Genomic DNA, 24,005 nt, shown 5'->3' with positions numbered 1-24,005 from the left:
CCAGCGCCGTGTGCGTTTTTAAGGCCTCTTCGGCGGTGGATGTGTAGCAATCGGTTCCCTCAAAGCCTATCGAGCAATGTGGTTGCGGGGGAGGCTTTCGACGTGGTGCGCAAAAGCTTTGTTCATCGTAAAGATAAGCGGTGTTGCAGTCTCGTCCTGTGAGGGAAGAGAGTATCTGGTCAGGGGCGCAACCGCATAAGCTGCACATGGATAGGCTTGCTATGAACAGGCATAATCTCTTCCGCATCAGCGAGGAGTTACATAGTGAGACTTAAAAGATGGTAAAGAAGGTATAATTTAGCATTTTCTGACCGAGAAAGCGGTGTTTCAGAGAGTGAAGCGTTTGCCGCAAGCGGGCCGCGCCTGTATGGTCGGGTCAAGAACGTGTCAAGCGAAGCCGACAGGGGATCAGGTGGCGGACGATTTTATTGCACAAATTCAGAATGACATGCGTCAGCAGCGTTTGCGCGCGCAAGTGCGCCGCTTTGGGGCTGTCGTGGTTGGTGTGGTGCTGCTCGCTGGTGTTGCAGGTGGCGTCTGGGGCTGGAAACAGCACGCGCTGACTAAAGAGCAAAACGCAGCGTCAGCACGGTATTTCACAGCAATGTCTGCACTCGATGCGCATAAAGATGCACCATCTGAGCAAGAAGCTACGGCCACGCTGCAAAACTTGGCTGAACACGGCCCTGAAGGTGTTCGTACCTATGCGGCTTTGCGCTTGGCGGATTATAAAGCCACGCATAATGATGCTGCCGGCGCGCAAGCATTGTGGTCTGGCGTAGGCAATGATGCGTCTGCTCTGCCCGCAATGAAGACTGTAGCGAAGTATTTGGCGTTGAACGCTCAGCAGCCAAATGCACAGAACGTTGCGTCGCTACGCACGGGCTACTCAGAGTTGGCCCAAGGCAACGATGCTTGGGCAGCTTTGGCGCGTGAAGGGCTCGTGAGCCTAGACCTCGGCCCAGGTGCGAGTGCGCAGCAAAAGGCTGAAGCACGCCGGTTGTTAAACCAAACAATTGGCAGCGCGACGACCCCAGAGGGCGCACGCAGCCGCGCCGAGGCTTTGCTTGAGACATTGGGAGATGCAGGCTAATGCGCCGCGCTAATTCAATCATTCGGACTAACCGCCGCGGTTTGCTGCGGCTCGCATGCTCAGGCGCTGCGCTCTCCACTCTCGGGGCATGCAGTATTTTTGATGATGATGAGAAGCCGGTTCTGGCGGGTCATCGCGTTGATGTGTTGTCTACAGGTGCGGGTTTGACGGTTGACCCGGATGACCACACGCCCATCACATTCTCCGCCCCACAGAATGTAAAAGCATGGGCGCAAGTTGGCCGTGAGCCAGACCATGTTTCAGTGAATGCGAGCTGGAATGGCCCCAACTTATCGTGGAGTCGTTCTGTTGGTATGGAAGTAAATCCAACGAGCATTCTCTCATCTGTTGCCATTATGCCGAACCGGCGCGGAGCTATTCAGTCACCACCTGTTATCGGGCAAGGACGCATCTTCACGACGGATGCTCAAGGTGAAGTCAAGGCTTGGACATGGCCCGGCATGAAACTGCTGTGGTCTCGCCAGCCAAAAGGTGAGCACTCCCGTTCAACCAATCTCGGGGGCGGCCTCGCTCTTGATGGTGACACGTTATACGTCGTTACAGGCGTGGCGCTGGCTCTTGCCTTGGACGCGGCCACTGGCAAAGTGAAATGGAGTGCCGATCTAGGCACCCCGGGTCGCTCAGCACCGACGGTCGAGAATGGTCTGGTCGTCTTCGGCACCATTGACGAGCGGTTGATTGCTTTGGACGTTAAGAGCGGCGAGCAAGTTTGGACATATCAGGCAACGCAGGCTGATACGGTTGTTTTCGGGCAAGCTTCACCTGCGATTGTTGACGGTATTGTGCTGGCAGGGTTTGGCAGCGGGGATTTGGTTGCCCTGCGTGCTGCCTCTGGCGAGATGGTCTGGAGCGATAGCTTGGGCGGTTCAAACGGCCTAGGCGCAATGCTGGACTTCTCGTGTGTTCGTGGTGCGCCTGTTATCAAGGACGGCACAGCCTACGCTATTTCCATGTCTCGTGTGTTGGTAGCGATTGATATGCGCTCAGGCCGACGCTTGTGGGAACGTGAGGTAAGCGGGCAATCTCCGCTCTGCTTGTGTGACGATTGGTTGTTTGTTGTCTCGACTGATCAGCAACTTGCGTGTATCGACCGCCTGTCTGGTCATGTCCGCTGGATTACGCAGCTTCGTCGATTCCGCCGTCAGGAAGTTCAAAAAGATGCAGTTCAGTGGGTTGGCCCACTTCTGGTCGATGGGAAACTTGTTTGTTTCTCAACGCTACCAGCTGAGGGTATGATCGTCGCTGATGCGAAGACCGGTAAGATTCTCTCCCGCCAAAAAACTCCGGCGGCCTGTGAGGTCGAGCCGATTGTGTGTGATGGGCTTGTACTGGCCCTGTCGCAGGATGCAGTCCTGCGGGCTTATGGCTGATCGGATTTTCCGGACCGAATGACTGATACTATTTCTACGCCCGAGACCCTCCCGACCGTTGTTATTGCGGGACGGCCAAACGTGGGCAAATCGACTCTGTTTAACCGTCTTGTCGGGCGTCGTCAGGCACTAGTGTCTGACATGCCGGGCGTGACCCGCGACCGTAAGGAAGGCGAGGCCCATATCCGTGGGCGTCGTATCCGCATTATCGATACGGCGGGTTTGGAAGAGGCGGCTCCTGAAACGCTCTTCGGGCGCATGCGTGCTTCGTCAGAGATGGCTGTAACGCAGGCGCATCTTGTGCTGTTCTGCATTGACGCGCGCTCGGGGATTACGCCCGCAGATGCGCATTTTGCGCAATGGCTGCGCAGGCAGAATGTACCTGTGTTGCTTGTTGCCAATAAGGCAGAAGGAAGGGCCGGGACCGAAGGCGCTATGGAAGCGTACTCGCTCGGTCTGGGTACGCCGCTGGCTCTTTCAGCTGAGCATGGTGAAGGCCTCTCTGACCTCATGGGTGAGATCATTGACCGCGTGCCTAAAGCGCCACGCGTCATAGAGCGCTCGCGCCGTGGGGAAGAGGGTGAGGAAGAAGAGCGGCCACCTGGCCCTCTGCGCCTGGCAATTGTCGGGCGTCCGAATGCTGGTAAATCTACGCTGCTCAATTGCCTTTTGGGCGAAGAGCGCATGATTACGGGGCCGGAAGCAGGGCTAACCCGAGATTCCATCTCGGTTGATATCGAAGATGAACATGGCCCTATCCGGCTGGTGGATACGGCTGGTATGCGCCGCCGCGCTCGTGTCGAGCAGCATTTGGAGCGGATGTCCGTTTCCGCGTCCATCGAAGCTTTGAAAATGGCTGAAGTTGTCGTGCTGACTATCGATGCGACGCTCGGTGTCCATGAGCAGGACTTGCAGCTCGCCCGTTTGATTGAGCGTGAGGGCCGCGCTTGCGTTCTCGCATTGAATAAATGGGATGCTGTGGAAGACCGAGCCGCTACGCGCCAAGCTATTGCGGACCGGATTGAGACGTCAATGGCTCAGGTGCGTGGCATCTCAGTAGTGACTTTCTCGGCCCTGACGGGGGCTGGGGTGCATCGTCTGCTGCCAGCAGTGCGTCATACGCACGAAGTTTGGAACTCTCGTGTCACTACGGGCGAGCTAAACCGTTGGTTTGAAGAGGCACTCGAGCGGCACCAGCCACCTCTGGTGGATGGGCGTCGTTTGAAATTGCGCTACATGACGCAGGCAAAGTCACGTCCACCGACCTTTATTCTGTTCGGTACTCGTGCGGAGCTTTTACCTGATTCTTACAAGCGCTATCTCGTTAATGGCCTGCGGGAGACATTCCACATGCCGGGCGTTCCCATCCGCCTTCAGTTACGAGGAACAAAAAACCCTTACGCAGAGTAAGGGTTTTTGACTTCGGTTCTACTATAGGTCTGTGACAAGGAGATACGATTTCACCTGACAAAGGTTTTCGTCTTTGTTGAGTGAAATCAGATCGGCATCATCTGTAACGCTCAAGGTGATGCTGAATTTCTATCGACCTTGTTGTGCTGTGGAAGCAGTACAGCAGCAGATTTGAGGACGCCTCGTGATGGATGGAATCACATCTACTGAGAGTGTAGACACCCTTAGTAGCCCACAGCGCAGCACAAAACGCGCTACGGTTTTAGGAATATTCGCGGCTCTTGCCGGATTATTATTTGGTCTTGATACCGGGGTTGTTTCTGGTGCTCTTCCTTTCGTAGCGAAAGAGTTCCACGCGAGCGATGTGCTGCAAGGCTGGATCGTGTCATCCATGATGATCGGTGCGGTGACAGGGTCTTTGGTCGCGGGGCGGGTGTCAACGCGCTTTGGCCGTCCGGGGGCAATGGTTGCTGCGGCGATCCTGTACGTAAGTGGCGTCACGGTCTGTACTTTTGCGCCTGACCCATATGTGCTGATGGGGGGCGGGTCTTGATCGGTCTTGCTATCGGTCTCGGCGCTTTCGCAGCTCCTCTCTACATCTCCGAAATTACGGTTGAATCGGCACGCGGCTCGATGATTTCCGTATATCAGTTGATGGTATCCTTCGGGATCTTCCTCGGTTTCCTCTCCGATAGTGTTTTGTCGAGCGGTGGACGTTGGCATTGGATGTTCGGCGCAATGCTTGTTCCCTCAACACTATTCTTGGCATTCACTTTGACACTCCCGCACAGCCCGCGCTGGCTCCTGATGCGAGGGCGTGAAGATCATGCACGCCGTGTTCTGCGCGTTTTGCGTGCTGATGACGTTGTGGCCGAAAATGAGTTAAAAGACATACAGGGAGGCATGGTCCAAAGCAGTGATTCCGGCTTTAGCCTCTTTCGTAGCAATTCGAACTTCCGTCGGACTGTATTTCTTGGAATGTTGTTGCAAATTATGCAGCAGCTTACGGGTATTAATGCCCTCCTTTACTATGCACCGCGTGTCTTTGAAGCAGCACATTTCGGTACGGATGCGGCAGTGTGGGTGACTACTCTTGTTGGTCTTGTAAACATGGGCCTGACGGGCGTTGCGATTGCCTGTGTGGATAAGTGGGGACGCCGCCCATTACTGCTTCTGAGCTGCTGTCTGGCGATGGTTGCAATGCTGGGCGTTGGCATTTTGCTTTTGACTGGCGCCAACAGCTTCCCAGCGCAAATCGCTTTGTGCGGTTTTGTTCTTCTCTTCGTTGCGGGGTTTGCTATCGGAGAGGGACCTTTGGTTTGGACATTGTGCTCAGAGTTCCAGCCGTCACGTGGTCGTGACTTTGGAATCGGTTGTTCTACCGTCACGAACTGGGCTGCAAACTGGGTAATTTCCAGCACATTCCCACTCATTATGGTCGGTATTGGCACCTCCTGGACGTTTATTCTTTTTGCCGGGTTCAATGCGTTATTTGCCGTTATAACAATGACGCTTGTACCTGAAACAAAGGGTATCGCTTTGGAAGTGTTGGAGAAAAATTTATTTTCTGGCCGCCGGCTGCGTAATATTGGGCAGTAAAGAGGTGCGTTCGGAGTAATTTTCTTTATAATCACGCGTATGTGTGAAGAAAATTGAGGCGGCGAAGCGTAAGAATTTTGCCGCCTCTTTAAAACGCAACCAACAAAGAGGCTGGTATCATTTAGGTGCCCGCGTTTTTTATCAAAGGTCATTACGTTATGGTCGGCATCGCGTCAGTCCGCGAGGATGGCGGAGACACGCAGCAAAAAAGCACACGTCGTGCTACTGCGTTGGGTATTCTTGCAGCTCTAGCAGGTTTGATGTTTGGGTTGGATACAGGGGTTGTTGCAGGCGCGCTTCCCTTTATCGCTCAAGATTTCCATGCAAGCGACAGCATGCAGGGCTGGATTGTCGCGTCCATGATGGCCGGAGCCGCTTTTGGCTCATTGGTCGCAGGGCGCATTTCGATGACGTTCGGCCGCAGAGGTGCCATGATGGCAGCGGCTGTGTTGTTTGTGATTGGTACGCTGCTGTGCAGCTTGGCACCTGAGCCTGGTCTGCTCATCGTCGGACGTGTTTTCTTGGGTCTGGCTGTGGGTCTGGCTGCCTTTGCAGCGCCTTTATACATCTCAGAAATTACGGTTGAATCCGTCCGCGGTGCGATGATTTCGTTCTACCAGCTGATGGTTTCGCTGGGTATTTTCTTAGCATTCATCTCCGATAGCTTTTTGGCATCGGGCGGGCATTGGCGCTGGATGCTTGGCATCATGATTGTGCCTGCAACGCTGTTCTTGGGTATTGTATTTATTCTGCCGCAAAGCCCACGTTGGCTGATGATGCGTGGCCGCACCGAGAAGGCTCGTAAGGTTTTGCAGCTTCTGCGCTCTGACGAAGAAGTGGCAAATGCTGAGCTGGCGGACATTCAGGCGCGTTTGAACCAGAGCAGCGATGCAGGTTTTGCGCTCTTCAGAAAGAACCGTCATTTCCGTCGGTCCGTAGCGCTTGGCATGTTTCTTCAGGTTCTACAGCAGCTTACGGGTATTAATGCGCTGCTTTATTATGCACCGCGCGTTTTCCAAGCGGCGCATTTTGGTACAGATGCTGCGATCTGGGCGACGACATTGGTCGGCTTGGTCAATATGGGTCTGTCTTTCGTTGCAATCGTCTGCGTGGATAAGTGGGGGCGTCGTCCTCTTCTGATGTTGAGCTGTGCAATCGCTGCTTTTGCTATGCTGGGTATGGGTGTCCTGCTTGGTCTGGGTGCAGAAAGCTTTGAAGCGCAGATCGCACTTTGCGGGTTTGTCCTTCTGTTCGTCGCAGGCTTTGCGATTGGTGAAGGCCCTCTGGTTTGGACGTTGTGCTCTGAAGTGCAGCCGACTCGTGGTCGTGATTTTGGTATTGCTTGCTCAACAGTGACGAACTGGGGTGCTAACTGGGCAATTTCCATCACATTCCCAATTGTTATGACGGTATTGGGTGCATCTTGGACATTTGTGCTTTTTGCAGCACTTAACGGCCTTTTCCTCCTCTTTACCTTCGGATTTGTACCGGAAACGAAAGGTGTTTCACTTGAGGCACTTGAGTCTAATCTCTTTGCAGGCAAAGATTTGAGACATCTCGGTAAGTAGGACAATGTACAGTGGCGGTATCAGCAGACGTTCAGGGCATTTCACTTTCTTCTGCTGATACCGGGTTATATGGAGCGCGACGCATCACGGCCATGTCGGCCGTTTTGCTCTCGCTGCTTTTGTCTGTGCTGGATTATGCGGTCGCTAATGTCGCACTTCCAGCAATAGCGCATGATATTCACACCCCCGAATCCAGTGTGATCTGGGTTGTGAATGCTTATCAGCTCGCAAATCTTTCTTGCTTATTACCGCTTGCGTCATTGGGGGCGCGGTTTGGTTATGCGCGCATGAGCCAATGTGGGATTATTCTTTTTCTCATTGCTTCGGTCGCATGTGCACTCTCCAAAACTTTGCCGGAAATTGCTTTGGCGCGTGCTCTGCAGGGGGTTGGCGGTGCTTGCATCATGAGTGTCAATTTGGCTCTGGTGCGTTTTATTTACCCCAAATCTGAGCTCGGACGGGGTATTTCGATCAACGGCCTATTTATCGGGATTGGAGTGGCTGTTGGTCCGACGCTCGGCTCGGTTGTGCTTTCTGTTGCATCCTGGCCTTGGATTTTTTGGATCAACCTGCCGTTAGCATTAGCTGCGTTGCTCATGGCGCGTTTTGCGTTGCCCGAGACGCCGCACAGCACCGCACCGGTTGATGTGACGGGGTCGCTCCTAACGGTGTTAGCGTTTGCTTGTATCGGTATTGGGCTGGATGGACTTTCCCATGGGATGCTTCCAATGGGCGGATTGGTCACCATCGTCGGGGTGCTGTGTTGGTGGCAGCTTCTGCGTTTACAGAAATGTCGAGCAGAACCTATCGTGCCGGTCGATCTACTGAAGCGTAGACCGTTTATGCTGGCCTGCCTTGTCGGTTACATGAGTTTCATTGCGTCTAATTTATACATTGTTGCCATGCCTTTGACGCTAAACTTGATGTTCCACCGTGACCCGGCGACGATCGGCCTGCTTATTTCGCCTTGGGCGGTTGGCGTTGCGCTAATGTCTTACGTTGTAGGGCTTTTTTCAGATCGGGTGCCTGCATCTATCTTAAGCAGTATCGGGATGGTCACCGTTACCATTGGGTTCTTCCTGCTGTGGTTGTTGCCAGCTGATGCTTCAAACCTCGATATAATTTGGCGTACTTTATTATCCGGGTGTGGTTTTGGAACCTTCCAGCCACCGAATAACCGCGCCATTATGCTCAGCGCGCCAAAAGGGCGAGAGGGCAGTGCTAGCGGTATGTTGTCTGTTGCGCGTCTGGGGGGCAAACCACAGGTGCTTTGTTCGTCGCGGCCTTATTTACAGCTTTTGAGCACCCCTCCAGCCTGTGTCTTGCCGGTGCGGCAAGTATGGCGGGGCTGGCCGCATTCCTGAGTGTTACGCGGGAGTTTTGGGCAGGCGGTAAAGCGTCGTAAGGCGTGTATCAGCGCTTTCGAGGTCCCGTGATGTTGGAATGTTCTTTTGGCTTAGTACTTCCAAGCTGCTGAACAGATTACTGTGCTCGTTTTTACCCTGGGGGCCGTAATGCCGTCCCGGGTCGCAAAGCCAGACTTCGCACCGCGTTGCACAGCGTGCGAGCCAAGGAAGAATATGGGCCGTCATGGCTGCGTCGTAGCAGACATCTCCGACGATCATGATGTCACATTCCGGTTGAGTACCAACAAGGTCTCCAGTGACCGGAGAAACAGTGACCTCGTTAAGTGCGGCGTTTAAGGTAAGTGCGCTTAGTGCGAAGCTATCAATATCGTTGCCGCTAACGGTTTGTGCACCTGCCTTGGCAGCCGCAATGCCTGCCAGACCGCCCCCGCATGCAAAATCGAGAACGGTTTTGCCACGTATGTGGTTCGGGTTGTCTAGGATCGTGCGCGCTATGAGTTGGCTGCCCGGCCATGCAAAGGCCCAATAAGGCGGCTCCAGATTATGGCGCTCAAGAAAGTCTGAACTGGCCTGCCAGAGGGGCGTAATTTCCGTTGCAAGATACAGAGGTATTTCGGGTACTAATGGCGCGTGAGCCTGAGTTGTGTGAGCCCGAATAAAGTCCAAATGGCGAGCGCATGTTGTCATGATAAGCCCAAGCGACCAAGAACGAACGCCAAGGCGAGAACCATGCCGATAGGAACGTTCTGGCGGAAAAGGGCAAGGCAGTTCGGTGCGTTTTGCGGTTTGATTCTAAAGGCCTGCTGGGCGAGATAAACTGCGGCAATGAGCAGTAGCGCCCAGAACCCTGCCGATAAATGTGCATACAAGCCGGACAGTGCAAAGCAGATGAGCGCGAAGCCATAGCACGCCCCGATGAACAGGCGAGGATAATCGGCCATTAGGCGAGATGTTGAACGCACGCCAATACGGGCGTCGTCTTCCATGTCCTGAAAGCCATATATGGTATCAAAGCCCAACTGCCAGAGAATCACGGCCGCATAGAGGAGAAATCCGCTCGTATCAAAACGGCCGCCGGCTGCGGCGTAGCCCATGGGGGCACCGAAGCCAAAGGTAAAGCCCATAACAAGCTGTGGCCACCATGTTACTCTTTTTGCCGCCGGGTAGAGGGCGACTAAAAGCAAGGCGAGAGGGGCTAGTGCCCAACACGCTTGAGGCAGGCTCAAGAGGATGATCAGCCCGCCTAACAGCAGCACAGCTAACAGTAAGAGGCCTTGTTTGAGGGATAGGGCACCGCTCGCAAGGGGACGCCCTGCTGTGCGGCTGACTTTGGCGTCAATGTCCCGGTCCCAGATATCGTTCACGACGCACCCGGCGGAACGCATGATGAGCGAACCAATGCCAAAGAGGATGGTGTATATGAGGCGTGTTGCGAGAGGTGTTGCGCTATCGGCCAGAAAAAGCCCGCATATCCCAGGTAAAAACAGCAGCCACGTTCCGACTGGTCGGTCTAGGCGCGCAAGCAAGGCGTATGAACGCCAAGGGTTTGGCAAGCGGCCAATCCATCCAGAGAGGCGAATATCGGTGTGTGGTGTGGCGGCTGTCATGTCTGTCGTGATGCGGTGGAGGTGCGGAGACGTCAAGCCCTATCTGGCATGGCATTTGCTCCGTGTTCTCAGGCAGGTTATTCATTACTTATGAGTCGTGATGCCCCCCGCTTATATTGCGCCCCGAATGATCTGCCTTTTGCCCAAGGCGAGGTTTGTTCTTTGACGCCAGGTCAGGCCCATTACTTAGGGTCTGTAATGCGGCAAAGCGTTGGAGATGTTCTTCGGGTCTTTAATGCGAAAGACGGCGAGTGGGAGGCGACGCTTTCAACGCTGCGTAAGGATAAGGGTACGATCTGCTTTGTTGAGCAGAAGAGGGTAGCCCAGCCGACAGAGGGGGCGGTGCTGTTGTTTGCTCCGCTCAAGCGAGATGCAACGGAGTTGGTTATCCGTATGGGGACGGAGCTTGGAGTTAAACGGTTTTTGCCGGTCATTACAGAGCGGACCAACACGCATCGGTTAAACTTGGAGCGATTGACGTTGATCGCGACTGAGGCAGCTGAGCAATGTGAACGCCTGGACGTGCCGGAAATAGAGACCCCGAAACCTCTCTTTACGCGCCTTGCAGAATGGTCTGAAACGGATGTGCTCTATGCTGCGTTAGAGCGCCAACCGGGCACCGAGCAGCCCTGCGAGAGTGCTGCGGAGGTAGGGCTGTTAGTAGGACCGGAAGGTGGCTTCTCACCGGCAGAGATGCAGCGCTTGCGCGGGCTGAGTTTTGTGCATGCGCTCTCTCTTGGTTCTTTGGTTTTGCGGGCTGATACCGCTGTTTGTGCGGGCTTGTCTCGTTTGGCTGTCCGTGTGCATAAAAACACATCAGTATGACGAAGGGTGACAGACGCGCCGGACCTGCTACAACAGCCACGGAAAGCAGTTCTATCACCATCGAACAATCGATTTAGAGTATAAGGTCTGAAAGCAATGTCCAACCCCGGCAAGACTAACAGCGCACCGATCGAAAACCGTGCGCAACTCGTCGAGGTTCTGGCGCGTGGTAACAAACCGCAGAGCCAGTGGAAGATTGGTACAGAGCATGAAAAATTCGGCTTTATCCGCCCCGATGCCTCGGACGGACGAAAAGCTTTCGCGCCGCCTGCTTACGAGCCGCGTGGCATAGGCGCCTTATTGAACAATCTGGCAGGCCCGGACTGGGAGCCGATTAAAGATGGTGAGGCCGTCATCGGTCTGAAGGGCATTAACGGCCAGAAGGGCAGCTCGATTTCTTTAGAGCCTGCGGGGCAGTTTGAACTATCCGGTGCGCCTTTGCAGACGTTACAGGAAACTGACCGCGAGATGCGGGCGCATTTTGATTTGATCCGTGGGCCCGCACGCGAACTGGGACTTGGCTTTGCGCCAGTGGGTTTTCAGCCGCTTTGGACGCGCGATGCAATGCCTTGGATGCCCAAAAGCCGTTACGCAATCATGCGCCGCTATATGCCGCAGGTAGGTGCGCTTGGTCTTGACATGATGACGCGTTCATCAACGGTTCAGGTTAATTTGGATTTTTCGGACGAGGCCGATATGGCGCGCAAAATGCGTGTCTCTCTGGCGCTCCAACCGCTGGTGAGTGCGCTGATGGCCAATTCGCCTTTCCTTGAGGGTAAAGCGAACGGCTATCTGTCAAACCGCTGCCGCATCTGGACGGATACAGATAACGCTCGATCAGGACAGCCTTCGGGCTTCTTCTCTGAGAATTTCACGTTTGAGCGCTACGTTGATTGGGTTCTTGATGTACCCATGTATTTCGTCGCGCGTGATGGACGAAATATCGATGTAGCTGGTGCATCTTTCCGCCGCTGGCTGGCAGGCGAGACGCCAGAGGGGCTGAAGGGCTACGCCGATCAGCAACCCACAATTGGTGATTTTGAAGACCATTTGACGACGGCCTTCCCAGATGTGCGTTTAAAACAATTCCTTGAAATGCGAGGGGCAGACGCAGGCTCTCCGCAAATGATGGTTGCACATTCTGCCTTGTGGGTCGGTCTACTCTATGACCCTGCAACCTTAATTGAGGTCGAGGCGCTGGTCCGGGAGCAGGATTGGGCAGTGTACCAACAGCTAAGGGCCGACGTGCCTATGCTGGCCATGAATGCACCTTTCCCCGGCGGGCTAAGAGCACTGGCACGCCGTGTAATGGCTTTGGCAGAGCAAGGGTTGCGGGCGAGAGCGCGCGACGAAGCACAGTTTTTGTCTCCTTTGCAGGCTATTGCTGATGGAGGTCCAACGCAGGCTGAGCACTGGCTGGACCTTTTCAATGGTGCTTGGGGCGGGGATGTAAGGCCGCTTTTCCTGCACGCTGAAGTGTAAGCACTGCTGGGGCTGGCCATATTTTACTCTTCCTCGTGCCAGATTTTCACCTTGCTTTTGCCGTAGCTGTTATTGCTGTGCTCGTGGAATTGGTCCTAATTTCGTGGATACGCCGACGATATCAGGATACGCTTTCTGGCTCTGTGTGAGTGCAGTCGCTATTGGGTAGGGCACTTGTTTTTGCAACCGGCGTAGTGATCGGTAGTTCGTTATGATGTTTTCGCGTTTTATCCGTGTTCTCGGTTTTTCTGTGGCGGCAGCGTGTGTGGTGCTGTCGGTGACGCCTGTGGAAGCGCAAACGCGGGCTGCTGTCCTCAAGCCTGTTGACCAAGGTTGGTTGGAACGCATTCAGGATACGCTAGGTGGTATCAGCACGCTTCAGGCGCGCTTTGCCCAAACAGCGCCTGACGGTGGCGTAACGCACGGCACGGCATCACTCGCGCGGGTGACGGGGCAGCCGGGCAAAATGCGTTTTGACTATGATGCACCTAGCCCGCTTCTGCTCGTTGCAAATGACGGAAGGGTGGTTTTCCAAGACCGGAGCATTGATCAGGTCACGACCATACCGCTGGACCGCACGCCTCTTGGCCTCTTACTGCGGCCTAACCCGAAGCTTTCTGGCGATGTTACGGTTACGACGTTCAGCCATGAGCAGGGAGCGTTGAATGTTGGTCTTGTGCGAAGTGACAATCCGGGTGAGGGGACCCTGACGTTACATTTCAGTGAGCAGCCTCTGGCTTTGCAGGGTTGGACGGTTGTCGATGCGCAGGGGCGCGTTACAAAAATTGCCTTGTCCGATGTGAAGACCGGCCTGGCACTAGCTCCCTCTTTGTTTGTTTTGCCAAAATCCCAAGAATAGAGGCTCTTTTTATAACTCTGCGCGGCATAAAGATGTTGCGTAAGCGGTATTAATCGAGAATGGTTTTCGAAATTTTATTCTGAATTGAGTTTCCGTCTTTTAGCAACGAGGGCGGAAACTCGGTCCGGAGAATATTTTCGAAAGTGTGCTCTGTGTCCCATATTTTTCCGCGTTCATGTCATGGTTCACGTCCCGTCGCTGTTTCCGGGGATGGGTGTTTTATTATTGATCAAAGCGGCAAGTGTTATTTTGACGGGTCGGGCGGGGCCGCAGTCTCATGTCTGGGTCATTCCAACCCGCATGTCGTTGAAGCCATTAAAGAGCAATTAGATAGCTTGGCGTATGCACATACGCGGTTTTTCACGTCCTTACCGGCTGAGGAATTAGCTTCACTTTTGATCGCCCACGCGCCTGAGGGGCTCGAGAAAGTTTATCTGGTTTCGGGTGGTTCCGAGGCTGTTGAATCAGCAATTAAACTGGCTCGGCAATACCACGTCGAGCGTGGTGAACCTCAAAGACGGCATGTGATTGCGCGGAGGCAGAGCTACCACGGTAATACTCTTGGGGCACTTGCCGTTGGTGGGAATGAGTGGCGCCGGGCGCAGTATGCACCATTGCTGGTTGATGTAAGCCACATTGCGCCTTGCTACGAATACATGGACCGCTCGGCGGATGAAACAGTTGAAGATTACGGCTTGCGGGTTGCGAATGAGCTCGAAGCCGAGATCCTGCGGCTGGGCAAAGACGCTGTCATGGCCTTCATTGCAGAGCCTGTCGTGGGCGCGACGCTGGGCGCGGTACCTGCCGTGCCGGGTTATTTCAAGCGTATTCGCGAAATCTGCAATCAGTATGGTGTTTTATTGATTCTGGATGAAGTCATGTGCGGAATGGGCCGTACTGGCTATTTGTACGCGTGCGAAGCTGATGAAGTGAGCCCCGATATTTTGTGCATTGCCAAGGGGTTAGGAGCGGGATTTCAGCCTATTGGCGCGATGCTGTGCACGGGAGCTGTGTACGATACGATTGCCAAGGGGAGTGGCTTTTTCCAGCACGGTCACACGTATTTAGGGCATCCGGTTGCTGCGGCGGCCGGCCGGGCTGTGCTCAAAAACATTATAGACCGCGATTTGGTGTCCCAAGTGCGGGAGCGTGGCAGATTTCTGGAAAGAAAGCTCCGCGAGCGTTTTGCTGCGCATCCTTATGTGGGTGACATACGTGGCCGTGGATTGTTTTGGGGCATTGAGTTTGTTCAAGACCGGATGGGTAAGGAGCCTTTTCCACCAGAGGTAAATTTGGCCAATCGCCTACAAAAAGTGGCTTTTGAAGCTGGTTTGCTTTGTTACCCTATGTCGGGGACGCGCGATGGTAAAAATGGCGATCATATGCTGCTGGCGCCGCCTTTCATTGCAAGTGAGGCGGAATTGCTGGGCATGGTCGATATGTTGGAAAAGGCGATTAATAGTGTCCTAGCCCCCCAAACCAGCAAGGTTTGAGGGGCTGTGCGTTAAATCTCGCGGGAGAGTTCAAGCGCGCGGCTGTAAACCGTGCGTTTGGGAAGCTTGACCATACCAGCAACGAGAGAGGCAGCGTCTTTGACGGAATGGTGCTGCAAAGCCTCGCGCAACAAAGTGTCCAGATCTGCTGCGCCGGTATCAGTCTCGGCTGCCGGGCCAATCAGGAGGGTGATTTCACCGCGTGGTGCATGCTGCAAGAAGTGCTCGTGCACGGTTTTCAAACTGCCACGCACCATTTCCTCGAAGCGCTTTGTCAATTCCCGCCCGACCGCAGCGTCCCGGTCTGGGCCGAATACGCTGATGAGGTCTTCGAGCGATGCTACAAGGCGGTGAGGTGCTTCGTACCAGATTAAAGTAGAGCGTAGACCTGCTTGTTCAGCAGCGCGCAATCCTGAAAAGGTGCTGGTGCGGGCTTCACTCTTGGGTGGAGGGAAGCCAAGAAAGGTGAATGGGTGAGGAGGCAGCCCGGAGAGTGTCAGCGCTGTGATGACAGCATTGGGGCCGGGGGTGGTGCTAACGGGAATATTGGCATCAATCGCAGCGCGGACGAGGCGGAAGCCCGGGTCAGAAACCAGTGGTGTCCCAGCGTCGGAGACCACGGCGAAACGGGACCCCGCGTGAAGTTTTTCCAAAAGAAACGGAATCTTCTCTGCTTCGTTATGATCGTGCAGTGTGTAAGTCGGTGTGGTGATTCCGTGTGCCGTCAACAATTTGGCCGTGACGCGCGTATCTTCACACAGTATGGCTTCAACCGTACGAAGAGCTTCAATTGCCCTTGCGCTGATATCGCCAAGGTTGCCGATTGGAGTTGCAACCAATATCAGGGAGCCTCCCCCCACCGGGTTGGCCTCGGTGAGCGGGGCATTTGACGATGATGCGGTCACCTCGCTTAAGGGAGTTTCAGCAGACCATGATTGCTCGGACATCTGTATCCTCGACCAATAAGCGCAAAGCGTCTTTGCAAGAAGTAAAGCGTACCTGCTTAGAGCCGTTCAGTGTGGCTATGCCAAGGCATTTTCGCACGTTTTTGGCTTTGGGTACGGCTTTTGGCCTTGCCGCTTGCGCAAATAACGAGGCTGGACCACCAATTGCACCGTCCGGGGGTAATGGAACAAGCATAGCGCAAAATGCTCCTAAAGTGGGGCTGATTCTGCCGTTAAGCGGACGTTTCGGCCCGATTGGCCTGCGCATGCGCGATGCTGCTAAATTGGCGTTGTCGTCATCAGGGGCGCCTGTACTTGATGTGCAGGACAGTAATGGGCCGGGTGGCGCTGCAGCTGCTGCACAAGTGGCTCTGTCCCACGGAGATGCCTTATTGCTAGGGCCTTTGACGGCTACAGAAACAGCCGCCGTCGCGCCCGTGGCCGCCAGTGCAGGCAAGCCAGTTCTGGCCTTTACGAGCGATTCAACGCAGGCCCGTCCCGGGGTTTGGGTTATGGGCCTTACGCCTGAGCAACAAGTGCGCCGGATGGTGGACGCCGCTCGTGCAACCGGACGCAAAACATTCGCGGCGTTTTTACCGGATAACCCTCTGGGCCACGCAATGGCTGAGGGCCTCACCACGGCTTGCCGGGATGCTGCACTGGGCGCACCACAAATCGTTTTTCACACCTCTGACGAAGCCAATATTCATGACGGCCTGAAGACACTGTCTAACATTGCAGCTCGTCAGCCTACGGCACCGGCAGCTACCGCCACAGACACTTCACCAGCGGCAAGTGGTCCTTCAGCAATTGATCCTACTGCGGCTCAGGATGCGTCACAGGCGGTGGCCGCCGCCGCCCCTCCCGTAACAACAGCGCCAGCACAAATTGCGCCTCCGCCTTTTGACGCGCTGCTGCTTGCTGACACGGGCTTGGCGCTTGGGCAGGTCATTTCAGCACTGCAAGAAGACCATGTGGACACTGCGCAGGTACAGATTATGGGGCCAGCCCTTTGGAAGGCCTTTGATGCAAAGCTTGGTGCGTTGCATGGCGCTTGGTACGCTGCTCCAGATGCCCGCGACAGAAATGGTTACGTTGCGCGGTATAAAGCGGTTTATGGGCAGGCACCGTCACCCGTGACGGACTTCGCTTATGACGCTGGGGCTCTCGCAAATGTCGTTGCGCGGTCGGGGCATGTTGATCAGGCTGCTTTGACACGCTCTGACGGTTTTGTCGGTGTAGATGGTTTGTTCCGACTGCGTCCAGATGGGCATGTGAGCCGCAACTTAGCCGTTTTCCAGATCCAGCGTGTGGGTGGTTCGCGGATTGTGGTGCCGGCCTCGCGTGATGTTGCCCTGCGCCCATCGTGATTTAGGTTTAATCTTCCCTGCGCTGGCTGGATGAGCAGCGAGTGCAGGGTAAAGAGTGTGTTTAAGCAGCGAAAATTTCTGCAGTAGGCAGCACAGGGCGGATGGTGTTCAAAGCGACTTCAAAGCTTGAATAGCTTCCGAGTTTGTGTTCACGCAGTTGATCAATCAGAACCCAGTGCATGCCTTGTGGGCGCAGCATGTAAGCGGGCTGAGGATTTTCACGGACCCAAACAAGAATATGTTCAATTGCGGCTGAACTCTCATGGGTCTCGCCACGCTGTGATGTTGTAGTAATTTCGGCATCGAACAGACCCATGCGCAGGCCAGCTTCCAGCCAACGTGAGAGATATTCACGATGGCGAGGCAGAACACCTTGGCGCAGAGGCACGATGTTCGAACACTCGGCAACCTGCGGTGAAAAGTGCTGGGAAGTTGCCTGTTGTGGCATCAGGAAAACCCTCCGCGATGCTTGGGAAAAGAGCCCGGTTAAAAACTGATACATGCAGGCTAAGGGGCTTAAACGCCTTTTCACAACAGGAAACTTCACAAAAGTGCCTTTTGGCGCAACAAACTTTCCTTACTGTGGCAATTCAGCCATGCGTAAAACGCATAGCTTAGAGGGCTGCTTCCTTCTGGCGGTAGAGCGGTTTTGCCCAACGCCGGTGAAAGAGAAGCCATGAACTGGGTTTTTCGCGGACCCAGTCCTCAAGCTTGTGGTTGAGGGTTTGGGTTAGGGTCTGGACGTCAGCTTGACGGTCGTCTGTCGGTGTGGGGCTGAAAGGCGGATCCACCACCAAGACGAGTCGTGCCGGACCGTCGCGCCGGACGTGCCCCGTAACAATCAAGGCGTTGTGCCGCAGTGCGAAAACAGCGGCGGCAGAGGCAGTCATCGCGGGGTGATCAAAAAGAGTGACTTCGATGCCGTCATTCATTTTTTGGTCACCGAGAATGCCAAGATGCCCTCCCTGCGCGAGATGTTTCAAAGCGCTCCGAGCACCTTTGGCTCCTTTGGGAAACATCAACGCCTCTTGTTGCATGGTGCTTTGTCGCAGGTCGCGAATCAGTTGATCGACGAGTGGATTGCTTGCGGCACGGTAGAAAGATGCAAAGGGGAGGCCATAATGCGCCACTGCAGGAGGCATTAGCTCCCAGTTGCCGATATGCCCTGAAAAGAAAATAACAGGCCGTGCGCTCAGGCGTGCAGCTTCTAGGTGTTCTGCGCCTTCGACGCTCCAGCCTGGGCCTGACAGGCTGTTATGGGGGAGTGTGCCGATATGGGGCAGCTCAGCGACAGTGCGGCCTAAGTTTTCCCAGCTGTCACGGACGGTTTTCCCTCTGTCGTGCTCCGTCATAGCGGGGAAAGCGAGTTGCAAATTACGGTTTGCTACGCGGGAAACGGGGAGTGCGGGGCCTATAATCCGGGCGAGCCAACCGCCAAAATTCGATGCTGACGATGCCGGGATTTGGCGGAGGGCAAACAGTAGGCTACGGAGGAGAGCATGCTCCGCGCGGTGGAGTAATTTGGTCATGCAAAGAGTTGGTCCAGCAATAAATCGGGTGCTTTTGGGTCTTCCCAAAGCAGGTCTACGCCGATGATCGTTACCTGTGCCCGAAAACTTGGGGGAAGTTTGATGGCGTCTTTGGCGGTTGTGACAAGGGTAGTGTTGGCTTCCAACCGCAAAGCATCAAGCCGGTTAATATCACGGGCGCTGTAGTTGTGGTGGTCAGGAAAGCTGATGGTGCGCACAGGGTCGACGCCTGCCTCGCGCAGCATGGTAAAAAATTTGTCAGGCCGCCCAATGCCTGCAAAAGCAATGACCCGTACGCCTTGTAAGCGCCGAATTTCTGGGCCCGGAATGAGGCGCGCCTGAAAGATGGGCAGCGTGGCTGGGGTCGTGGCGCGAATGTGACGCTTATCATCGCCGATAAGGATAAGGGCGCTGGCTCGTGCAAAAGCTGCGGTAAGGTTTTCGCGTAAAGGTCCGGCTGGCAATACGTGCCGATTACCAAACCCTGTTGCGCCATCGACTACTAACAGAGACATTGTTTTTTCGAGTGTGGTGTTTTGAAAGCCATCGTCCATGACGAGGCAGTCCGCACCTTCACTGACTGCAAGGCGTGCCGTTTCTCCGCGGTTAGCCCCGATCCATGTCGGGGCACAGGCTGAGAGGAGCATAGGCTCATCTCCGACATCTCGTGCCGTGTAACGCCCGGGATCGACAGCAACCGGACCGTGCTCCCGTCCACCGTGGCCGCGGCTCAAAATATGCGGATTGCGGCCGCGTTCCTTAAGCCTTTGCACGAGATCAAACGTCAACGGTGTTTTGCCGGTCCCCCCGGTCGTAACGTTGCCGCAGCACAATACTGGCACGGAGGCGTGGTAACCCGTCCGGCTGCTGCGCTGTTCTGCTATGCGGCTTACGAGCCTGCTTGCGGGCGTTAAGGCCCGTGAGAGTACTCCGGGCTTATCCGAGGTCCAGAAGCGGGGGGGGCGCAACCTCATCGCTCCAAAGTCTCCAGAATAGTCGTTGTCAGGGCATGGACAAGGCGTGTTTCAGGCAAGGGGCCGGTCGGGAATGTCTCAACCGCTACTAACCATTGCGCCAAGCTGTCGGTATTTGCAACGATGTGTAGCGAGTGAGAAAGTTGCTTAACGGCTTCTCGCCAGTTGCCCATATGGGGGCCTGTTGCTGTTGGCACCCCTAATCTGAGGGGTTCAAAAGGGTTGTGCCCTCCACCCGGGGGGAGAAGTGAATGCCCGACAAAGCACATAGACGCTAACCGGTAAAAGAGGCCAAGTTCCCCTAAAGTATCTGCCATAAATACAGGCATTTTTGCGTCAGGGTCTTGTCCATTTTGACGGCTCGGCAGGGCAAAACGCTTGGACAACTCTGCCCCACGATTGGGGTGTCGTGGTACAAGAATGGTAAGCAAGTCGGGCCGTGTTGCACGCGCCCGTTCTGCGGCTTGTAGGATGATCTCCTCTTCTCCCGCATGGGTGGACGCGGCGACAAATACGGGGCGCTCTCCGATGAGGTCACGAAGGCGTAAAAATTCTGCGTGGTCGTAAGGCAATGGTGCGGCATCACGTTTCAGATCACCGTGATTGTAGACTTTGCGGACCCCTAAGGTTTTAAAATGCGCTGCATCTTCTTCACCACGCGCTGCGACCCACTCTAGACGAGAGAAAAGCGAGCGCGTGAAGCGTTGCCAGCGTTGCCAGCGCCGTGCGGAGCGGTCAGATAAGCGGCCATTGACCACCATGATGGGGATATGGCGGCGTGAGAGTTCGGTCACGATGCCCGGCCATAATTCGCTCTCGACAAAAACAGCCCCGCTGGGTGTCCAGCGGTCCAGAAAGCGTTTGGTCCAGCGCGGCACATCGTGAGGAATGAATTGGTGTGTAATTCTGGTTCCGAATGCTGGGTGCTGCGCCAGTATTGCGCCGCCTGTGACGGTGGCGGTGGTAAATAAAATGGGCAGTGCTGGGTCTGTAGCGAGAAGGGCATCCAGCAATGGGCGTGCGCAGAGGGTTTCACCAACGCTTGCAGCATGAATCCACAACGGAGGGCGTGCATAGGGCAATGTTGGGGAAAGGCCCATTCGCTCACGCACGCGATTGGGTAATTCTTTTCCCCTCCGTAGGCGGGTGCGTGTCATTACTGTGAGGGCGGGAGCGAGAGCAGTGCCAATGCCAGCCCAGAGTATCTCGATAGGGGTTCTGCGTGTCTGCGCGTATTGTGTTTCTGCGTCTTTGTTCGCGTCGAGGAGGGCGTCACGCAGTGTTGCCGCATCAGCTTTAACAAGCGGCGGCCCGGGATTAATGAAGCCTCTGCCAAAAGGAATGGGCAAAATCAGCCTGTCCCAAGAGGGCAGGCGTATTCCGCTTGCAGCCATACCCACCGGCGTCAAAGGGCATTTTGCTATACGGGAGAGAGCCTCTGCACCGGGCTGAACGTGCTCGGCCGGGCCGCGGGGGCCGTCCGGTGTGATAGCAACGAGGTGCCCTGCATTTAGTATTTTTAACGCTGAGCGTAGAGCTGCGGCCCCGCCTTTATCTTTCCCGCGTCGTGCCGTTGAGCCATGCAAAGCAGTAACGCCCCATGGGCGAACAGCATCTGCGATAAGGCGGCCGTCTTTATTGCGGGATATAAAGACGTGCATTTTGAGGCTTGGCTCTTTTGAGCGCGCCCAAAGCCATAAAGCTGGAGCGAGGGCAAGATGTCGGTGCCAGAACGCGATGACCTGGCCAGTATTGCTCCGAGTAAGGGCGGCACGTCTCGTTGGTGTGCCAGTAATTTGCCAGCGCGTGGTGCGAAGACAAAATCCAAGCCAAAGATGGATAACACGCGCTGTAAAGGTCATAGATTTTAGTAGCACGGAATAAAGCTGTGCCGCAAAAAACAGCACAAAGTTGAGAACCAATGTGCTTAGCGAAATCTTTTGTACGTGGTTCCGGTGCGATGAGTTGCGGGCTGAGCTTTATCTGTTTTTGTCAATAAAGCTCAGCCTATGTGCAGAATTCTTCCGTTCAGCGTTAGGCGTTTAAAGGGCGAGTGTAACCACTGCGCGTAGGCCGCCTTCTTTACGGTTCTCCAAATAGACATCTCCGCCTTGGCCACGCAAAATAGTCCGGGCGATAGACAGGCCGAGGCCGGTACCGCCTGTTTCACAGTTTCTGCTCGCTTCGGTTCGGAAAAAGGGCTCGAAAACTCGCTCCAAGTCGTCACCGGATAGTCCGGGGCCGTTATCCTCAATCAAAATTCTAACATGTCGCCCTTGCTTCTTACCCGTATTTTGCAGAGTGAGAGTCACAATTGCACTGCCGCCATATTTGAGGGCGTTTAGAATCAAGTTATTCAGGGCGCGCTTTAAAGCAACGGAACGCGCACGGATTTCTACTGGGCTGTTGGGTGGAGTGAAGTGCAAAGAGTCGGCTTTTTGAGGCTGGCTCTCGATAGCTTCGTCAACGATGGTTTCAAGCAGTGCGCGCAGGTCAAGCGAGACGAGAGGCTCGTTCGCCGAACTGTCACGACCAAAGGCGAGGGTGGAGGAAACCATGGCTTCCATTTCGTCCAGATCGGCGAGCACTTTTGTACGCAGTTCATCGTCGTCAATGAATTCAGCGCGGAGTTTAAGGCGCGTAATTGGCGTGCGTAGATCATGGCCGATCGCTGTGAGCATGAGCGTACGATCGGTGACGAAACGCTGGATCCGCCGTGCCATTGTGTTGAAGGCGATCGAAGCGCGTTGCAGTTCGGACGGGCCTGTCTCCGGTAGGGAGGCAGCGCTGCTGTTCATGTCTCGCCCCAAGGCCTCCGCTGCGCTTGCCAACGTTTCCACGGGTGCCATCATCCGGCGAATGGACCATACAATCAGCGTACTGCCCACCAAAGAGGTGATTAGGAACGCAATGACCGTGCCGGGTGTACCAAAGGGATTTGGCAGGTCCAGGGTCAGTCTTACAACGACCCAGGTTTTGCCATCCGGCAGCAGGAGTGATGTTGAGCGTGTCCGTAAAATGCTGCCGCCTTGGGCATCCAGCGGGTAAAGCGCACGCGGCAGTAGCGCCCACCGAATGAGGAGTGGCGTCTCACGCGGGGGGGAGTGGATAAAGTTGGGTTGTGATTCCATTTCCTCCGGACGCTGACCGTTCGGCGGAGACGGCATGAACGGGCCGCCAGAATTATCGTTTTGAGGGGCTGGCCCATGCCAGTCCTGATCAGGGAACGGATATCGCGGTGGAGCAGAGTTCTCCTGCCGCATGGGAGAGTTTCCCTGAGGCGCCTGCATATTGTCAGGCATTGGCATGTTTTCAGGGCGGGGCATTTCCATGCCCATTCCTGGTGGTGGTCCATTAAAAAGAGGCGCGTTGGACTGGAAGCGCTCATCAGCGCGACCGTCCAGACGGTTTCCCGGTGCAGGGAAGTTACGGCCCGGTAGAGGGATAGGATGGTTGGGGACGTTCGGGTCTGGTTTTTTGAGCAGCAGAACTGTCAAATTATCAGGCAGGTTGAGTTCCTTTAGCAAAGCTGCCCGGTCATCCGGGTCAGCTTGTGCAAAGGTGCAGTAAATTGTGAAGGTCTGGAGTTGGTAGTTATGCAGCTCCGCCCGCTCCGTTGTATCGAGACGGTCCATCGCGTGGATGAAAAGGCTCGTCAGTTCAACGATGGCGAGCCCAACAATCAGCAACAGGCTTGTGCGGGTAACAAGGGAGGAGGGAAGCAGGCGCATAAGTTTTAGGCGCGCTCTACTTCAGCTGCGAGGACGTACCCACCACCGCGTACAGTCTTGATAACCTGAGCGTTGCGTCCGTCATCTTCGAGCTTGCGGCGCAGGCGGCTGACTGCGACGTCAATGGCGCGGTCAAACGGACCAGCTTGGCGGCCACGCAACAATTCGAGCAGCATGTCGCGTGTCAGGACGCGGTTTGCGCGGTCCAGAAGCGCCATAAGCAGGTCGTACTCACCGCCTGTCAGCGGTACTTCAGCGCCTTGAGGGTTGATCAGGCGACGACGCACCGGATCCAGTACCCATCCCGCAAAATGGAGTTTGCGTGTGTCAGCAGCTTGGCGCTGTTCGCTGGTTTCGGTTGTACGGCGCAGGACGGCCCGGATGCGTGCCAGAAGCTCGCGTGGGTTGAATGGTTTTGGCACATAGTCGTCTGCGCCGAATTCTAGGCCGATAATGCGGTCTGTTTCATCGCTCATGGCTGTGAGCATGATAATGGGAATATTATCTTGTGAGCGGAGCCAACGCGCGAGCTCAAGGCCGCTTTCGCCCGGCAGCATCAGATCAAGGACGATCAGTTGGTAATGGCCAGCGGACCAAGCCTTACGTGCTTCACGACCATCGCGCGCGGCTGTGACACGAAAATGATTGCGCTCTAAAAACTTCGTGAGCAGTTCACGGATTTCACGGTCATCATCGATAACGAGCAGGTGCGGCAGGGTTTCGGTCGCCATGTTAGTCTCTCTTAAATAGGCCTCTCTCGTCC

Annotated in this window: 18 protein-coding genes and 2 pseudogenes; 11 read left to right on the top strand and 9 right to left on the bottom strand. The window is 55.2% G+C overall.

The features are described from left to right. Positions 1 to 412: 412 nt before the first annotated feature. The 6 genes and pseudogenes from D5366_RS02910 to D5366_RS02885 all read left to right on the top strand — a co-directional run bounded on the left by D5366_RS02910 (position 413) and on the right by D5366_RS02885 (position 8,466). The gene (locus tag D5366_RS02910; protein ID WP_240775309.1) at positions 413 to 1,093 is read left to right on the top strand and encodes a tetratricopeptide repeat protein; all 681 of its coding nucleotides are present in this window, start codon (positions 413 to 415) and stop codon (positions 1,091 to 1,093) included. Next, positions 1,093 to 2,484: a PQQ-like beta-propeller repeat protein gene (locus D5366_RS02905; protein ID WP_141492225.1), complete on the top strand. Its 1,392-nt coding sequence runs from the start codon at positions 1,093 to 1,095 to the stop codon at positions 2,482 to 2,484. Before D5366_RS02910 ends, D5366_RS02905 begins: the two co-directional genes overlap by 1 nt. A gap of 18 nt (positions 2,485 to 2,502) precedes the next feature. Continuing rightward, complete coding sequence (der, locus tag D5366_RS02900) at positions 2,503 to 3,894, top strand: ribosome biogenesis GTPase Der (protein WP_141492224.1); 1,392 nt, start codon at positions 2,503 to 2,505, stop codon at positions 3,892 to 3,894. Between the two features lie 328 nt (positions 3,895 to 4,222). After that, positions 4,223 to 5,493, top strand: a pseudogene (locus tag D5366_RS02895) (sugar porter family MFS transporter); the annotation flags it as partial. Between the two features lie 158 nt (positions 5,494 to 5,651). Further along, positions 5,652 to 7,061, top strand: coding sequence for a sugar porter family MFS transporter (locus D5366_RS02890; protein WP_141493782.1), 1,410 nt, complete (start codon positions 5,652 to 5,654; stop codon positions 7,059 to 7,061). An 11-nt stretch (positions 7,062 to 7,072) separates the two neighbouring features. Further along, a pseudogene (locus D5366_RS02885) lies at positions 7,073 to 8,466 on the top strand (MFS transporter). Here the strand turns inward: D5366_RS02885 and D5366_RS02880 are convergent. Next, entirely contained in the window at positions 8,429 to 9,115 is a 687-nt protein-coding gene (locus D5366_RS02880) for a class I SAM-dependent methyltransferase (protein WP_141492223.1), read from the bottom strand. The pseudogene D5366_RS02885 and the gene D5366_RS02880 sit on opposite strands and share 38 nt — an antisense overlap. Beyond that, positions 9,112 to 10,035: a 4-hydroxybenzoate octaprenyltransferase gene (ubiA, locus tag D5366_RS02875; RefSeq protein ID WP_141493781.1), complete on the bottom strand. Its 924-nt coding sequence runs from the start codon at positions 10,033 to 10,035 to the stop codon at positions 9,112 to 9,114. Before ubiA ends, D5366_RS02880 begins: the two co-directional genes overlap by 4 nt. Before the next feature lie 90 nt (positions 10,036 to 10,125). Between ubiA and D5366_RS02870 the strand changes: the two genes are divergently transcribed. The 4 genes from D5366_RS02870 (at position 10,126) to D5366_RS02850 (ending at position 14,694) form a co-directional block, all read left to right on the top strand. After that, a complete protein-coding gene (locus D5366_RS02870; RefSeq protein ID WP_141492222.1) occupies positions 10,126 to 10,860 on the top strand; it encodes a 16S rRNA (uracil(1498)-N(3))-methyltransferase in 735 nt (244 codons plus the stop codon). 96 nt (positions 10,861 to 10,956) lie between these two features. Continuing rightward, positions 10,957 to 12,342, top strand: coding sequence for a glutamate--cysteine ligase (locus D5366_RS02865; protein ID WP_141492221.1), 1,386 nt, complete (start codon positions 10,957 to 10,959; stop codon positions 12,340 to 12,342). 211 nt (positions 12,343 to 12,553) lie between these two features. Continuing rightward, complete coding sequence (locus D5366_RS02855; protein WP_240775307.1) at positions 12,554 to 13,201, top strand: LolA family protein; 648 nt, start codon at positions 12,554 to 12,556, stop codon at positions 13,199 to 13,201. A 152-nt stretch (positions 13,202 to 13,353) separates the two neighbouring features. Then, positions 13,354 to 14,694 (top strand): aspartate aminotransferase family protein, encoded by a 1,341-nt coding sequence (locus D5366_RS02850; RefSeq protein WP_141492220.1) that lies wholly within the window; start codon positions 13,354 to 13,356, stop codon positions 14,692 to 14,694. Positions 14,695 to 14,705: 11 nt separating this feature from the next. On the opposite strand, the gene rsmI is transcribed toward D5366_RS02850, so the two are convergent. Beyond that, positions 14,706 to 15,533 (bottom strand): 16S rRNA (cytidine(1402)-2'-O)-methyltransferase, encoded by an 828-nt coding sequence (gene rsmI, locus D5366_RS02845; protein WP_141493779.1) that lies wholly within the window; start codon positions 15,531 to 15,533, stop codon positions 14,706 to 14,708. A 92-nt stretch (positions 15,534 to 15,625) separates the two neighbouring features. Between rsmI and D5366_RS02840 the strand changes: the two genes are divergently transcribed. Continuing rightward, complete coding sequence (locus D5366_RS02840) at positions 15,626 to 17,008, top strand: penicillin-binding protein activator (protein WP_240775306.1); 1,383 nt, start codon at positions 15,626 to 15,628, stop codon at positions 17,006 to 17,008. Positions 17,009 to 17,069: 61 nt separating this feature from the next. Here the strand turns inward: D5366_RS02840 and D5366_RS02835 are convergent, their stop codons facing one another. The 6 genes from D5366_RS02835 to D5366_RS02810 form a co-directional block, all read right to left on the bottom strand. After that, positions 17,070 to 17,456 carry a hypothetical protein gene (locus D5366_RS02835; protein WP_141492219.1) on the bottom strand — a complete coding sequence of 129 codons (387 nt, stop codon included), beginning with the start codon at positions 17,454 to 17,456 and terminating at the stop codon, positions 17,070 to 17,072. Positions 17,457 to 17,622: 166 nt separating this feature from the next. After that, the gene (locus tag D5366_RS02830; RefSeq protein WP_141492218.1) at positions 17,623 to 18,537 is read right to left on the bottom strand and encodes a lysophospholipid acyltransferase family protein; all 915 of its coding nucleotides are present in this window, start codon (positions 18,535 to 18,537) and stop codon (positions 17,623 to 17,625) included. Continuing rightward, a complete protein-coding gene (lpxK, locus tag D5366_RS02825) occupies positions 18,534 to 19,505 on the bottom strand; it encodes a tetraacyldisaccharide 4'-kinase (RefSeq protein WP_373317507.1) in 972 nt (323 codons plus the stop codon). Before lpxK ends, D5366_RS02830 begins: the two co-directional genes overlap by 4 nt. Positions 19,506 to 19,507: 2 nt before the next feature. Continuing rightward, entirely contained in the window at positions 19,508 to 21,373 is a 1,866-nt protein-coding gene (locus D5366_RS02820) for a glycosyltransferase N-terminal domain-containing protein (protein WP_141492216.1), read from the bottom strand. A gap of 180 nt (positions 21,374 to 21,553) precedes the next feature. Further along, on the bottom strand, positions 21,554 to 23,242 hold the full coding sequence (locus tag D5366_RS02815) for an ATP-binding protein (protein WP_141492215.1): 1,689 nt from the start codon (positions 23,240 to 23,242) through the stop codon (positions 21,554 to 21,556). 5 nt (positions 23,243 to 23,247) lie between these two features. After that, complete coding sequence (locus tag D5366_RS02810; protein ID WP_141492214.1) at positions 23,248 to 23,973, bottom strand: response regulator; 726 nt, start codon at positions 23,971 to 23,973, stop codon at positions 23,248 to 23,250. Positions 23,974 to 24,005: the final 32 nt, after the last annotated feature.

This window comes from Neokomagataea tanensis (genome assembly GCF_006542335.1).
GTDB classification, from domain to species: Bacteria; Pseudomonadota; Alphaproteobacteria; order Acetobacterales; family Acetobacteraceae; genus Gluconobacter; species Gluconobacter tanensis.
The sequence above is the reverse complement of the archived record's forward strand: the minus strand, read 5'-3'. Positions and strand labels throughout refer to the sequence as shown.

Coding starts and splice junctions, on each gene's coding strand:
- D5366_RS02815 (WP_141492215.1), bottom strand. CDS start 23,242: ATGCGCCTGCTTCCCTCCTCCCTTGTTACCCGCACAAGCCTGTTGCTG.
- D5366_RS02810 (WP_141492214.1), bottom strand. CDS start 23,973: ATGGCGACCGAAACCCTGCCGCACCTGCTCGTTATCGATGATGACCGT.
- ubiA (WP_141493781.1), bottom strand. CDS start 10,035: ATGACAGCCGCCACACCACACACCGATATTCGCCTCTCTGGATGGATT.
- D5366_RS02880 (WP_141492223.1), bottom strand. CDS start 9,115: ATGACAACATGCGCTCGCCATTTGGACTTTATTCGGGCTCACACAACT.
- D5366_RS02890 (WP_141493782.1), top strand. CDS start 5,652: ATGGTCGGCATCGCGTCAGTCCGCGAGGATGGCGGAGACACGCAGCAA.
- D5366_RS02830 (WP_141492218.1), bottom strand. CDS start 18,537: ATGACCAAATTACTCCACCGCGCGGAGCATGCTCTCCTCCGTAGCCTA.
- der (WP_141492224.1), top strand. CDS start 2,503: ATGACTGATACTATTTCTACGCCCGAGACCCTCCCGACCGTTGTTATT.
- D5366_RS02865 (WP_141492221.1), top strand. CDS start 10,957: ATGTCCAACCCCGGCAAGACTAACAGCGCACCGATCGAAAACCGTGCG.
- D5366_RS02820 (WP_141492216.1), bottom strand. CDS start 21,373: ATGACCTTTACAGCGCGTGTTATCCATCTTTGGCTTGGATTTTGTCTT.
- D5366_RS02855 (WP_240775307.1), top strand. CDS start 12,554: ATGATGTTTTCGCGTTTTATCCGTGTTCTCGGTTTTTCTGTGGCGGCA.
- D5366_RS02905 (WP_141492225.1), top strand. CDS start 1,093: ATGCGCCGCGCTAATTCAATCATTCGGACTAACCGCCGCGGTTTGCTG.
- D5366_RS02870 (WP_141492222.1), top strand. CDS start 10,126: ATGAGTCGTGATGCCCCCCGCTTATATTGCGCCCCGAATGATCTGCCT.
- D5366_RS02835 (WP_141492219.1), bottom strand. CDS start 17,456: ATGCCACAACAGGCAACTTCCCAGCACTTTTCACCGCAGGTTGCCGAG.
- D5366_RS02840 (WP_240775306.1), top strand. CDS start 15,626: ATGATTGCTCGGACATCTGTATCCTCGACCAATAAGCGCAAAGCGTCT.